Genomic DNA, 12,451 nt, shown 5'->3' with positions numbered 1-12,451 from the left:
GCACTCCTTCCGCTGCCGAGGCGCGCCCGCTGATCCTTTCCCGGCCCCGCCCGAAGCGCCCCGCCGCGGGCCGGGAACAGCACCTGACGCTGCCGCATGGGGGGGCGGATGCCGGGGCCACCGCCCGGGCGCCCGCGCAGCCCTCCGGCTGACGGCCCGTCAGCGCCCCGGGAGGACGAAGGCGTGCCGGTGTCCCGACGAAGGCCAGCGGGGCGGATGGGCGGGGAGTTCCGCTTCGAGGGGGTAGCCGCAGGCGCGGGCGACCGCGCAGGAGCCGGCGTTGCCGACGTCGTGGATCAGCTCGATCCGCTCCAGCGGCGTGGGCCGGGGCAGGTCCGCGACCCAGGCGGTGACCGCGCGCACCGCCGCCGAGGCGACGCCGCGGCCGCGGGCCTCGGGCGCGGTCCAGTAGCCGTCCTCCGCGACGCTCGACTCCGGCTCCAGCCCCTTGACCACCACATGGCCCAGCAGGGCGCCGTCCTCTTCCCCGACGACGGCGAACGCCAGGCGCGTGCCCGCGGCCCAGCCGGCCTCCTGGGCGGCCAGCCAGTGCCGGCCCGCGTCGAGGTCGGGCACGTGGGTGCCCAGGTAGCGCCTCATCAGCGGGTCCTGGTGGGCACGGACGAGCGCGGGCAGGTCCCCGGTGCGCCATCGGCGCAGCCGCAGCCCGGGGGCGCTCGGCATCTGCTGGTCGATCATCTGGTGATCATAGGACCGCCCGTCGTGCGTGGCGAAGGTCTCAGAAACCGGGCCCGCTCCGCGGGTCCGCCCCGCCGGAGCGCTCCCGTACGGTGGAGCGCATGCCCGTCGGACCCATCGCCCTGCCCCCGCTCGCCCGCGTCTGCGCCGCCTTCGCGCCGCGCCTCGCGGAGTTCGCCTTCGAGCCGGGCTTCGTGGCGGCCGTGGACCAGCACGCGGCCGAGATCTCGGAGTACCTGAGCCCCCGCCCGGCCGGCCTGGAGGTCCCACCGCCGGACGCCGAGGACCTGTCGGACTACGCGCTCGGGTTCCTCGACGCCCTGGACGAGATCGGCTGGGTCGAGCCGGTGGGCCACGACTACGCGGTGGCCCGGCTCACCGCCATCTGCTGGCTGGTGCGCGAACACCGGCTCTGCGACCGCGCCTGACGGCGTGTCAGTCCCCCCGGGGGCCGACCACCTCAGTCCCCCCGGGCCGGCCAACCTCAGAGCCAGCCCGAGCGGCGGAACAGCACGTAGATGGCGACGCAGACGGCGACCACGCCCGCCATCGCGACGGGATAGCCGTAGGCCCAGTGCAGCTCGGGCATGTCCTGGAAGTTCATCCCCCAGACACCGGTGGCCACCGTGGGCACCGCGAAGATCGCGGCCCACGCGGTGATCTTGCGCATGTCCTCGTTCTGCGCCACCGACACCTGGGCGAGGTGGGCCTGGAGGATCGAGTTGATCAGCTCGTCGTAGGCGCCGACCCGCTCGTTGACCCGGGTCAGGTGGTCGGCGACGTCGCGCAGGTACTGGGCGACCTGCGGCGCGACGAGCTCGTCCTCGTTCTCCGCGAGCCGCTGCAGCGGCCGCAGCAGCGGCCAGCAGGCGTGCTTGAACTCCAGCGTCTCGCGCTTGAGTTGGTATATCCGGCCGGCGTCCACACCACGCCCGCCGCGGCCCGAGAAGACGCTCGCCTCCACTTCGTCCACGTCCACCCCGAGCGCGTCGGTGACGTCGAGGTAGTCGTCCACGACCTGGTCGGCGATGGCGTGCAGAACCCCGCTGGGGCCGTACTGCAGCAGCCCCTCGCCGCGGGCGGCCTGGTCCTCCAGGCGGCGGCGCAGCGCGTGCAGGCCGCCGTGGCGTCCGTGCCGGACGGTGATCACGAAGTGGGGGCCGGTGAACACCATCAGCTCCCCGGTCTGGATCAGTTCCGCGCTCGCGGTGACCTCGTCGTGCTCGACGTAGCCGATCGTCTTGAAGACGGTGAACAGGACGTCGTCGTAGCGCTCGACCTTGGGGCGCTGGTGTGCGTGGACGGCGTCCTCGACGGCGAGCGGATGCAGCCCGAAACGTTCGGCGAGGCCGGCCAACTCCTCGGCGGTGGGCTCGAACAGGCCGATCCAGACGAAGTTGCCGGGTTCGCCGCGCAGGCGGCGCGGCAGGTCGAGGGGGTCCTCCCGGGTCTCCACCCGGCGCCCCTTGCGGTACACGGCTGAGTCGACGACCCCGCCGCGGCCGTGCTCGGTCGCGGTCACGGCGGGCAGGGTGCGGGTCCGGGCCGAGCGCACGATCCGGCGCAGTTCCCCCATCAAGGTCATGCGGGCGACGCTACCAAAGCGACGAGCGCCTAACCGTGCGGGTACCAGGCCAGGGCGTGCGCTTCGGCGAGGGTGGCGCGGACCTGGGCGCGGTAGCGGCCTGCCTGCTCAGGGTCGGTCTCGGAGAGGGCGGCCGCGGCGAGCGCGGCGGCGGAGGTGGACCAGGCCAGCAACCGCACCGCGTCCTGCTGCCCCGCGTCCTGCAGCGCCTCGTCCGGCAGGTCGGCGGCATGGCGGGCCAACAGCGTCGACAGCACCCGCAGTTGAGTGCGGGTCATGGCGGGCGAGGGTGGTGTCTCGGTCGAGTGGCGTCCCACGGTTTCGGCGCTCCCGGAGTCGGTCGGGCGGCATGTGCCAGTGGCACTGAAGGGAGGTACGGGGGAGTTCAGTGCGGACCGCCATCATGGCTCAAAGCGGTCTGGCATGTACACGGATTCATTCAAGCTTCGCCCATATGTTCCGCACATCGTTGCCACACAAACCGGCTCCGGGAAGGTGAACGAACCGTTCCGCGTTGAGGGAGCGTGACTGTGGAAAGCGCAACGATCGTGGACGCGGTGGTGGCCGGAGCCGGGCAGGCGGGCCTGTCCGCCGCCTACCACCTGCGCCGACGCGGACTGGTGCCCGGCGCGGACTTCGTCGTCCTCGACGCCGATCCCGCTCCCGGCGGCGCCTGGCAGCACCGCTCCCCGTCGCTGACCATGGCCGACGTGCACGGCTTCCACCCCCTGCCCGATGCACCGGTTCCGGACTTTCCGGGAACCGTCCCGGCCCGCGACGCGCTGCCCGGCTACTTCGCCGACTACGAGCGGCGCTTCGGGCTGCCCGTGCTGCGCCCGGTCCGCGTCCGCGCGGTGCACGACCTCGGCGAACGGCTCCTCGTCGAGACCGACCGGGGCGACTGGTCCGCCCGCGCCCTGATCAACGCCACCGGCACCTGGACCCGTCCCTTCGTCCCTCGCCACCCCGGGGCGGACCTCTTCCGCGGCCGTCAACTGCACTCCTCGCAGTGGCAGGGCGCGGCGGAGTTCGCCGGGCAGCGGCTGCTCGTCGTCGGCGGCGGGGCCTCCGCCGTGCAGATCCTGGCCGAGGCGGCCGAGGTCGCGAAGACCCGCTGGGCCACCCGCCGCGAACCCCGGTTCCGCGACGACCGGTTCACCCCCGAACTCGGCCGCGCCGCCGTCTCCCTGGTGGAGCAGCGGGTGCGCGCCGGTCTGCCGCCCGCCAGCGTGGTCTCGGTCACCGGACTGCCGCCCACCCGACTGCTGCTGCGCGCCCGGGAGTTGGGCGCACTGGACCGGGTCCCCCTGCCGCAGCGGTTCACCGAGCGCGGAGCGGTGTGGCCGGACGGGCACGAGGAGCCCTTCGACGCGGTGGTCTGGGCGACCGGATTCCGCGCCGCGCTGGCCCACCTGGCCCCGCTCGGCCTGCGCGAGCCCGGCGGCGGCATCCGCCTGGAGGGCACCCGCGCCGCCCGCGACCCCCGTGTGCACCTGCTCGGCTACGGCCCCTCCGCAAGCACCATCGGCGCCAACCGCGCCGGACGCGCGGCGGCGGTCGCCGTCAGCAGACAGCTGACGGCGGCTCAGCCGCCCAGGGAGACCGCCTTGTTGTAGAGGGTGAGCACGTCGCTGTCGAAGTAGGGGCTGTACGAGACGTCGGCGGTGTCGCCGCCCTCCTGGTAACCCCCGATGACGCCGATCACCGTGCCGGTGTGGGTCGCCCTGTCGAAGCCGGTCAGCCACGGGCTGCCGCTGGTGCCGCCGGAGAATGCCTTGCAGGCGATCCTGAGCTGGTAGGTGCTCTGCCGGCTGGTGGTGTTGATGCAGCCGAGCGGGGCGTCGGCGGTGCTGGGGTAGCCGGTGAGCACGACGGTGTGCGTGAAGCCGAGACCGATGCCGAGCTTGTTGGCCCCCAGCACCTGGCTGACCTTCTTCCCGTCCACCGTGCCCAGCACCAGGAACGCCACGTCCAGGTCCGGGTCGCTGGAGTCGGCCCAGCGCTGGTCGACGACGATCCGGGACACCGGCCACTCCCCCTCCGGCCTGCTGCCGTTGCGGTAGTCCGGCACGAAGACGACGTCCGTGTTGTAGCCGCCGCCCTTGCCGCCGTGCACGCAGTGGGCTGCGGTCACCACCAGGCTCCCACCGCTGCTCTGCACGACGCTGCCGGTGCAGAAGTGGTCGGTGCCGCCCTCGTGCGAGAAGAGCGCCCCCACCCGCGCGGTCACGGTGGTGCTCCGCGCGGTGCGGGAGTCGCCGCCGTGGTCGGAGACGGCCTTCTGCAACCGGGCCTGCAGCCACGGCGAGGGGGTGGGCAGGGAGGTGACCACGGCGCTGCCGGACGGGCCGGCGGTCACCGCCGAGGACGGGGTCCCGGCGGCGCTGCTGCCGGGGTGCCCGCTGCCGCAGGCACTGACCAGGGCCAGCACCGCCGCCGCGCCAAGGACCATGCGGCTCCTCATCACTGACGCTCCCTCATGTCTCGTCCGCCTCTTCGCCTGCCCGGCCTGTCGTCCGCCGCCTGCTGCCGAAGCGCAGCAGGGTCACCGTGGGCCACAGCCGCCCCAGCTGCGGCGTCCCCGCCGCCCAGGGCGCCAGCCGTCCCCAGAACAGCCCCCGCCCCGGCGGCAGTGGCACCTCGCGCACCTCGGCCACCGCGGGATGCACCCGGCGCAGCGCGGGCCGCTGGTCCGCGTCCATGCCCCAGGGCATCGGCGGGGCGGTCCAGCCGGTGGGCATCCGAAGCTGCTGCCGCCGCGAGCGGGCGGCGAACCAGCGCGGCACCGCGTCGAAGACCAGTCCGCCGCCCGGCAGGCGCTCGGCGCAGGCCCGGATCAGGTCACGGACCTCCGCCGGCCGCAGGTACATGAACAGCCCCTCCGCCGTGACCAGCACCCCGGCGTCCGGATCCAGCCCGTCGAGCCAGCGCGGGTCGCGGGCGTCGCAGGCCAGCGTGCGCTGCCGAGGCGCGGCGGGCAGCACCCGGGTGCGCAGCGCCAGCGACTCCGGCAGGTCCACCGTGAGCCAGTGCAGGCGCCCGTTGTCCACGCGCCAGTACGAGGTCTCCAGCCCCTCGCCGAGGGCGACGACGGTCCCCTCGGGGTAGGCGTCGAGGAACTCCCGGGTCACGGCGTCGAACGCGGCTGCGCGCAGTGCCATCTGCTGGGCCATCAACTCGTGCGGCGGCCCGAAGCGCTCCCGGAACGGGAAGTCGGTGCGCTCCACCGCGCGCACCGCCTCCGGGTCGGCCAGGACGGTGTCGGGACGCCGCGCCTCCGCCGCGCGGAACCACAGCGTCCACAGCATCGTCTCCGGCACACCCGTCAGCTCCACCGCCACGCGACCATGCTCGCCGCCCGGTGCGCCCGGGGCACGCCGGGACACCCGACCGACTGGCGGGCGACCGGGGCACACGGACCGTCCGGCGCCGGGCGCTCAGGCCGTTCGGCGCGGGGCGCTCAGGGCGTCCTGGGCCGGCACGGTCAGGCCGACCGGCGGGGCGCTCGGGCCGCCCTGGCCGGAGCGTCAGGGCGTCGTGGGCCGGCACGGTCAGGCCGACCGGCGGGGCGCTCGGGCCGTCCCGGGCCGGAGCGGTCAGGCCGGATAGGCGTGCGTCTGGGCCGCCTTGACGGCCGCCCACACGGTGCTGCCCTCCACCAGGCCCAGCTCGCCCACGGCAGCCGGGGTCAGGTCGGCCAACAACGGCAGCGGACCGTCCAGGTCCAACCGGACCTGGTCGCCGTGCAGCTCCATGCCGACGACGGTCGCCCGCCACAGGTTGCGCGCGCTCCCCTCAGGCCGGTGCCGGTGGACGGTGACGGCGGCCGGCGGGAAGGCCACCAGGACCTCGCCGTCGAGGGCGTCCGCGGCCTGGATCTCCACGCCGGCCGCGGTGCTGACGGTGTGTCCTGCGGCCCGCCCCCGAAACAAGTTGAGGCCGACCAGCCGGGCCACGTAGTCGCTGCGCGGGTGCCGGGAGATCTCGGCGGGCGTGCCCTCCTGGACCATCTGCCCCGCCTCCAGCACGACGATGCGGTCGGCCAGCACCATGGCGTCCAGCGGATCGTGGGTGACCAGGATCGCGACGGCCTCGAAGTCGGCGAGATGGCGGCGCAGCGTGCTGCGCATCTCCAGACGTGTGCGGGCGTCGAGGGCGGCCAGGGGCTCGTCGAGCAGCAGCAGGCGCGGGCGCGGCGCGAGCGCCCGCGCCAGGGCGACCCGCTGCGCCTGTCCGCCGGACAGCGCCCCGGGGCGGCGCCCGCCGAACTCCTCGAGGCCCACGCGCCGCAGCCAGACGTCCGCCTCCGCGCGGGCCCGCGCCTTGGGCAGACCGCGGGCGCGCAGGCCGAAGGCGACGTTCTCCCGGGCGGAGAGGTGCGGGAAGAGCAGGTAGTCCTGGAACACGACGCCGACCGGCCGCTCCTCGGGCGCCGTCCGGGTGCGCAGCCCCGGCTCCTCCAGTACCCGCCCGTCCAGGGTGAGCTGACCCCGCGTCAGCGGAGCCAGCCCCGCGAGCGCGCGCAGCGCGGTGCTCTTGCCCGCGCCGTTCGGCCCCAGCAGCGCGACGACCTCGCCGGGGGCAGCCCTCAAGCTCAGGTGAAGGGTGAAGCTTTCCCGCTCCACCCACAGGTCGGCGTCCAGCCCGCCGTCACCCGCCGGCGCCCCCTCCTCCTCCCGCATCGGCTTTGGCCGCGGGCCCGGGGCGTGGGGCATCTGCTCCGCGCTCACGCCGTGGACCACCGCCCTCGCAAGGAGGCGAGGACGGCGATCGAGACCGTCAGCAGCACGACGCTGAGACAGATCGCCGCCGCCGGGTCGTCCTGCAGGGCCAGGTAGACGGCTAGCGGCATGGTCTGCGTCGTGCCCGGGAAGTTGCCCGCGAAAGTGATCGTCGCGCCGAACTCCCCGAGCGCCCGCGCCCAGGCGAGCACGCCGCCCGCGGCCAGGCCCGGGGCGACCAGGGGCAGCGTGACCCGACGGAATGTCAGCATCCGTGAGGCGCCCAGGGTCGCGGCCGCCTCCTCGAAGCGGGGATCGGCGGCCCGCAGCGCGCCTTCCACGCTCAGCACCAGGAAGGGCATCGCCACGAACGCCTCGGCCACGACCACGCCCGCCGTCGTGAAGGGAAGCGTCACTCCGAACGCCGAGTCGAGCCATCGCCCCACGACGCCGTTGCGTCCGAACACCAGCAGCAGCGCGACACCGCCGACGACGGGCGGCATCACCAGCGGCACGGTGACGAGGGTGCGCACCAGCCGCCGCCCGGGGAACTCGGTCCGGGCCAGCAGCCACGCCAGCGGCACGCCAAGCACCAGGGCCACCGCCGTGGCCAGCGTCGCCGTCTCCAGCGACAGCCGCAGCGCGGGCCACACCACGCCGCCGCTCAGCTCCTGCGGGAGCCGCCGCCAGGGGGTCCGTACCAGCAGACCCACCAGCGGCAGCACCAGGAAGGCCAGCCCGACCAGTCCCGGGAGCAGCAGTCCGAGCGGCGGGCGGCGGTTCACGGCTTCTGGAAGCCCGCGGCCGTCAGCACCTGCTGCGCCTGGCCCGAGGCCACGAAGGCGGCGAACGCCTGCGCGGCGGCCGAGTTGGGCGCGTTCTTCAGCGCGACCACCGGGTAGGTGGTGATCGCCTGCGCGGCGGCGGGGAAGTCCACGCCGGTGACCTTACCGCCCGCGCCCTGCACGTCGGTGTGGTAGACGAGCGACGCGTCCACCTCGCCGAGCTCGACCTTGGTCAGCGCGGCGGTCACGTCCTGTTCGTAGGTGACCGGGGTGAGCGAGACCTTCGCGGCGTTGAGCGCCTTGACCGCGGCGGCGCCGCAGGGGACCGTCTTCGCGCACAACGCCACCTTGACGCCCTTGGCGGTGAGCCCGTTCAGATCGGTGATCTTCTTCGGATTACCGGCGGCGACCGCGATCTCCAGCTGGTTCCGGGCGAAGTCCACCGGCGCGCCGGCGGCGTCGCCCGCGTCCGTGACGGTCTTCATCGTGGCCAGGCTGGCGCTGGCGAACACGTCGGCGGGGGCGCCGCCGACGATGCTCTGGGCGAGGGTGTCGCTGCCCCCGAAGCTGAAGGTGACGGTCACGCCCGGGTGGGCGGCCTGGAACTCCTTGCCCAGCTCGGTGAAGGTCTTCTTCAGGGACGCGGCCGCGAAGACGGTGACCTTGCCCGTCAGCGCGGCGGATGCGGCAGAGGACGGGCTGCCGCTCGACGCGGCAGTGGCCGACCCTCCCGATGACGAGGCACAGCCGGCCACCCCGGCCAGCAGGCCGGCACCCGCCAGGGCGATCCCAACGACCCGCAGTTTCATATCAGTTACCCCCACGCTCGACGACGACATTGGTGGACTTGATGACAGCGACCGCGGGCACCCCGGGCTCCAACCCGAGCTCCTCCGCGGACTCCCTGCTGACTAGAGAGACCACCCGGAACGGACCGGCCTGGATCTCCACCTGCGCGGCGACGTCACCGAGGATCACCTCGGTCACGATCCCGGCCAGCCGGTTCCGCGCGGACGAGGGCAGCCCCTCGGCCGCCCGTGCCTCCGGCTTCGCGAGCTCACGTGCGAACGCCGCCAACTCCCGCCCTGGGATGATCCGGTGACCGTGCTCGTCCCGCTCGGCGGCGAGCCGCCCACTGTCGACCCAACGGCGCAGGGTGTCCGCACTGACACCCAACAGCCCCGCGGCCTCACCGATCCGGTAGCGATTCACGCTGTTCACGAGGCGTCATCCTGTCGCAACTGCTGGGACGTGGTCACTCGTAGCATGGCACAGGCGAGGGATCGGAAGGGAAATCCCTCGCACGTGCGACCCGACAAGCGGCCTCCGCCGCCGTCTGCCTTTCCGCCCCGGCCCCGGCCTCGGCGGAAGCGGGGAGCGCCCCGGCTGGGCCCGGCAGGGCCGGCACCGGGGGCGCGTCCCCACGCGCCCGCACGGGGCTGGTGCATGGCGCGATGCCCGCCGCCCCGCCCACCGTCAGCGGGGCTTGCGTCGGCCCGCGGTCCCGGCCGCCTTCCTCCCGGGAGAGCGCTTTCGCTAGCGTGGGGCGCAGTCGATCAACCGGAGTGCCGCAGCCCATGTCCACCCTGCCCGCAGCCAGTGCCCAGGTGTCCGCGCCCGCCCCCGTCCTGCGGCGTGCCCGCCGCTCCGTCTCCGCGATCTTCGCCGTCCACGGCGCGGTCCAGGGCGACTTCGCCACCCGGATCCCGTGGATCAAGGACCATCTCCACCTCGGCGCGGGGCAGTTGGGGCTCGCCCTGATGGCACCGGCGATCGGCTCCTTCGTCGCCATGCCCCTCGCCGGGCGACTCGTCCACTCGCTCGGGCACCGCAACGCCCTGCGTCTGCTGATGGGGCTGTGGTGCGCCGTGCTCGCGCTCCCCGCGCTCGCCCCCAACCTCCCCCTGCTCGTCCTCTTCCTCTTCGTCTTCGGCGGCTGCGCGGGCGTGGCCGACGTGGCCATGAACGCGCAGGGGGTCGAAGTCGAGGCCCGCTACGGGCGGTCGATCATGTCCGGCCTGCACGGCATGTGGAGCCTCGGCGGCCTGCTCGGCTCGGGCGTCGGCGCGATCGCCGCCGCGGTCGGCATCGGCGCGCCCGTCCACCTGGGGGTGATGGCCGGCGTCCTGCTGCTGCTCGCCCTGACGGCCTGTCAGGGCCTGCTCGACCTGCGGCCGGAGGCCGAGGAGGAGGCGCCGCCGCGGTTCACCCTGCCGCCGCGGTCCGCCGTCGCGATCGGACTGGTGGGCTTCTGCGCCGTCTTCGCGGAGGGCGCGAGCGGCGACTGGAGCGGTGTCTACCTGCACACCGTCGCGGGCGCGAACGCTGGTGTGGCGGCTGCCAGTTACACCGCCTTCGCGTGCACGATGGCGGCCGCCCGGCTCGCGGGCGACATGCTGGTGCGCCGCCTCGGCGCCGTTCTGACGGTGCGGCTGGGCGGCGTCACCGGACTGCTCGGCGGCCTGCTCGTGGTCCTGGCCCGCACGCCCGGCCCGGCCATCGGCGGCTTCGCCCTGGTGGGCATCGGCATCGCCGTCGTGGTGCCGCTCTGCTTCGCCGCGGCGGGCCACGCGGGCGACAACCCCAGTCGCGCCATCGCCGGCGTCGCGACCGTCACCTACACCTCGGGACTGGTGGCTCCGGCGACCGTGGGCGCCATCGCCCAGGGCACCTCCCTGCCGGTGTCCTTCGCCGTCGTCACCGCGCTGATGCTCGGCCTCGTCCTGGGCGCCGGCATCCTCTCCCCCGACCGCAAGGCCTGACGCGCCGTCACCGTCCGTCCCCGGAAGTCGGCTTGTGGCCGCAAGTGATCGAACATCTGGCCGATTTTGAATATGCCAATCCTGTACAGCAATGGTTAATCCCATGGCCTGAAACGAACTGACGCGGAATCATGAGGGGCACGGGGTGGCAGGAGTGATCCGTGGCGGCAAGTCCGATACTCCAGCATCCCCGACATGGGGGAAGGAAAACTCATGCTCAGCGCAGGTCAGCAGATCCAGTGAAAGAAAATTCGCACAGCTGTGCGAATGGAACCAACTGATTCGCAATCACGTCCGAACGAATCGTCAGATCGGTTGACACGAACGGCGCGTCCGCGCGTCCGGACGGGTGCCTTGTCGGTGATCAATGCGATACTCGGACAGCACGGTGGGAAAGTACGGCAACAAGCGCACTGCGTGAGAACGCGGTGCGCCACACGGGGCAGCAGGACGGATGGGGAGGCAGGGCATGGGAGCGGCACTGCGTGACGACTACCGCGGGTGGCTGGCGCCTTCCGGGACTTACCCGGTGGCGGTGCCGGACTTCGAGGAGCCCTGGGACTCGCCGGAGCTCGCCCCCGCCCCCCGGGCTCCGCAGATCGTGCGGGTCCGCCCGACCGGCTTCGAGTCGGCGCGGGAGATCGGCGAGCACGTGCGGGTCGGCACCCCGGTCATCATGGATTTGACCGAGATGGCGGACCCGGACGCCAAGCGGCTCATCGACTTCGCCTCCGGCCTCACCTTCGGTACCCGCGGCGCGATCGAGCGGATCGCCCGCCGCGTGTTCCTGCTGGCGCCGCCCGAGGTCGAGGTCCTGGTGGTCGACAACGCGTCCGACGAGTCCGGGTTCTACAACCAGAGCTGAGTCGTCCACAGGCGAGACCGCACACCGGGCTCCTGTCACACCCCGCGCCTACTGTGGCTTCCACGGAAGCAGCGCGCGAGGGGAAGGCGGGAGCCCGGTGTTCGTTCTGCACGCGATCTGGCGGCCCGACGGTCGCCTGGCCCTCTGGGCCGAGCAGTCCGCGCCGCCCGAGGGCGGCGTGGCCGCCCCTGGCGTGCACCCGCTGGCCGCGCCCCCGCAGGTGCTGCGCGATCTGCTGGGCCGGATCGGCCCCGGCCTGGGCTGGCTGGCCGGGCACACCGACGAGGACGACACCGGGCTGCGGCTGCCCACCGTCGGCAGCCGCCCGCTCCCCTCACCCGAGCTGAGTCCGCTCGACGGCGCGTCGGACGCGGCGGTGCCGGCCCCGTGGGCGGTGCCGGGCCTGCTGTTGACCCCCGCCCAAGCCGCCCAACTGCTCGGCGAGTTCTACGATCCCCGCCACGCGGCGGTGACGGCGGACCTCCCGGGTGAGGGCTTGCAGGACGTGCCGCTCGGCGCGTCGCTGCGCTGGCTCACCCGCGTGCACGACCTGGCATGGCGACTGGTCGGCCGCGGCCGGGTGCTGCCCGCGCTGCGTTCCGGCCGTGGGGGGCCGGAGGCGCGCTGGTCCCCCGCGCCCACGGCGGCGGACCGCCGCGAGGCCGCGGCACTGGCCGCCGCCTGTCCGCCGATCGCCCTGGCCGCCCAGCCCGACACGACGGCCATGGGGCTCCTCCAGTCCGTCCTCCCCGCCCTGACCGACGCGGAGGCCCGCGCCGCCCTGGAGACCGCCCCGCCCCTGCTCCCTGGCCGTCGGCCCCCGTCGTCCTTCCCGGAGCTGTGGCTGACGGCTCTTCAGTCGGCGGAAGGCGTCGTGTCCTTGACCTCGCATCAGCCCCTGCCCCCGGCCGGCGGGACAGCCGGCGCTGCCACCCTCGCCCCGACGGCGCCACCGGCCCCCACCGGGACCACCGCCTCCTCCGCAGCCCTCCGGCCGGACGCCGCCGCCACCGTCGCCCCGTCTCCGGAGGCGG

The 12,451-nt window shown here is 74.0% G+C and carries 13 protein-coding genes and 1 pseudogene; 5 read left to right on the top strand and 9 right to left on the bottom strand.

What is annotated here, in order from left to right:
- Nucleotides 1–159: 159 nt before the first annotated feature.
- On the bottom strand, nucleotides 160–699 hold the full coding sequence (locus tag ACFP3V_RS04515) for a GNAT family N-acetyltransferase (RefSeq protein WP_380579937.1): 540 nt from the start codon (nucleotides 697–699) through the stop codon (nucleotides 160–162).
- 101 nt (nucleotides 700–800) lie between these two features.
- Here ACFP3V_RS04515 and ACFP3V_RS04510 point away from each other — a divergent pair, with 101 nt between their 5' ends.
- Complete coding sequence (locus ACFP3V_RS04510; RefSeq protein WP_380579935.1) at nucleotides 801–1,127, top strand: DUF6401 family natural product biosynthesis protein; 327 nt, start codon at nucleotides 801–803, stop codon at nucleotides 1,125–1,127.
- Nucleotides 1,128–1,183: 56 nt separating this feature from the next.
- On the opposite strand, the gene ACFP3V_RS04505 is transcribed toward ACFP3V_RS04510, so the two are convergent.
- Nucleotides 1,184–2,284: a magnesium and cobalt transport protein CorA gene (locus ACFP3V_RS04505; RefSeq protein ID WP_380579933.1), complete on the bottom strand. Its 1,101-nt coding sequence runs from the start codon at nucleotides 2,282–2,284 to the stop codon at nucleotides 1,184–1,186.
- Between the two features lie 29 nt (nucleotides 2,285–2,313).
- Nucleotides 2,314–2,562, bottom strand: a complete 249-nt coding sequence (locus ACFP3V_RS04500; protein WP_380579931.1) for a hypothetical protein — start codon at nucleotides 2,560–2,562, stop codon at nucleotides 2,314–2,316.
- 246 nt (nucleotides 2,563–2,808) lie between these two features.
- Between ACFP3V_RS04500 and ACFP3V_RS04495 the strand changes: the two genes are divergently transcribed.
- Nucleotides 2,809–3,900, top strand: a complete 1,092-nt coding sequence (locus ACFP3V_RS04495) for an NAD(P)-binding domain-containing protein (RefSeq protein ID WP_380579929.1) — start codon at nucleotides 2,809–2,811, stop codon at nucleotides 3,898–3,900.
- On the opposite strand, the gene ACFP3V_RS04490 is transcribed toward ACFP3V_RS04495, so the two are convergent.
- From ACFP3V_RS04490 to ACFP3V_RS04465, 6 genes are all read right to left on the bottom strand, one after another.
- Nucleotides 3,870–4,748 carry a trypsin-like serine peptidase gene (locus ACFP3V_RS04490; protein ID WP_380579927.1) on the bottom strand — a complete coding sequence of 293 codons (879 nt, stop codon included), beginning with the start codon at nucleotides 4,746–4,748 and terminating at the stop codon, nucleotides 3,870–3,872. The two genes, ACFP3V_RS04495 and ACFP3V_RS04490, sit on opposite strands and share 31 nt — an antisense overlap.
- 13 nt (nucleotides 4,749–4,761) lie before the next feature.
- Nucleotides 4,762–5,625, bottom strand: coding sequence for a class I SAM-dependent methyltransferase (locus tag ACFP3V_RS04485; protein ID WP_380579925.1), 864 nt, complete (start codon nucleotides 5,623–5,625; stop codon nucleotides 4,762–4,764).
- Between the two features lie 255 nt (nucleotides 5,626–5,880).
- The gene (locus ACFP3V_RS04480) at nucleotides 5,881–6,966 is read right to left on the bottom strand and encodes an ABC transporter ATP-binding protein (protein WP_380579923.1); all 1,086 of its coding nucleotides are present in this window, start codon (nucleotides 6,964–6,966) and stop codon (nucleotides 5,881–5,883) included.
- A 44-nt stretch (nucleotides 6,967–7,010) separates the two neighbouring features.
- On the bottom strand, nucleotides 7,011–7,790 hold the full coding sequence (locus ACFP3V_RS04475) for an ABC transporter permease (RefSeq protein ID WP_380579921.1): 780 nt from the start codon (nucleotides 7,788–7,790) through the stop codon (nucleotides 7,011–7,013).
- The gene (gene modA, locus ACFP3V_RS04470; RefSeq protein ID WP_380579919.1) at nucleotides 7,787–8,599 is read right to left on the bottom strand and encodes a molybdate ABC transporter substrate-binding protein; all 813 of its coding nucleotides are present in this window, start codon (nucleotides 8,597–8,599) and stop codon (nucleotides 7,787–7,789) included. Before modA ends, ACFP3V_RS04475 begins: the two co-directional genes overlap by 4 nt.
- Before the next feature lies 1 nt (nucleotide 8,600).
- The gene (locus ACFP3V_RS04465) at nucleotides 8,601–9,002 is read right to left on the bottom strand and encodes a TOBE domain-containing protein (protein ID WP_380580099.1); all 402 of its coding nucleotides are present in this window, start codon (nucleotides 9,000–9,002) and stop codon (nucleotides 8,601–8,603) included.
- Nucleotides 9,003–9,367: 365 nt separating this feature from the next.
- Here ACFP3V_RS04465 and ACFP3V_RS04460 point away from each other — a divergent pair, with 365 nt between their 5' ends.
- The 3 genes and pseudogenes from ACFP3V_RS04460 to ACFP3V_RS04450 form a co-directional block, all read left to right on the top strand.
- Nucleotides 9,368–10,552, top strand: coding sequence for an MFS transporter (locus tag ACFP3V_RS04460; protein WP_380579917.1), 1,185 nt, complete (start codon nucleotides 9,368–9,370; stop codon nucleotides 10,550–10,552).
- Nucleotides 10,553–11,021: 469 nt separating this feature from the next.
- Nucleotides 11,022–11,417 (top strand): cell division protein SepF, encoded by a 396-nt coding sequence (locus tag ACFP3V_RS04455; RefSeq protein WP_380579915.1) that lies wholly within the window; start codon nucleotides 11,022–11,024, stop codon nucleotides 11,415–11,417.
- 97 nt (nucleotides 11,418–11,514) lie between these two features.
- A pseudogene (locus ACFP3V_RS04450) lies at nucleotides 11,515–12,451 on the top strand (hypothetical protein); the annotation flags it as partial.

The organism is Streptacidiphilus monticola, from assembly GCF_042658505.1.
GTDB lineage: Bacteria > Actinomycetota > Actinomycetes > Streptomycetales > Streptomycetaceae > Streptacidiphilus > Streptacidiphilus monticola.
The sequence above is the reverse complement of the archived record's forward strand: the minus strand, read 5'-3'. Positions and strand labels throughout refer to the sequence as shown.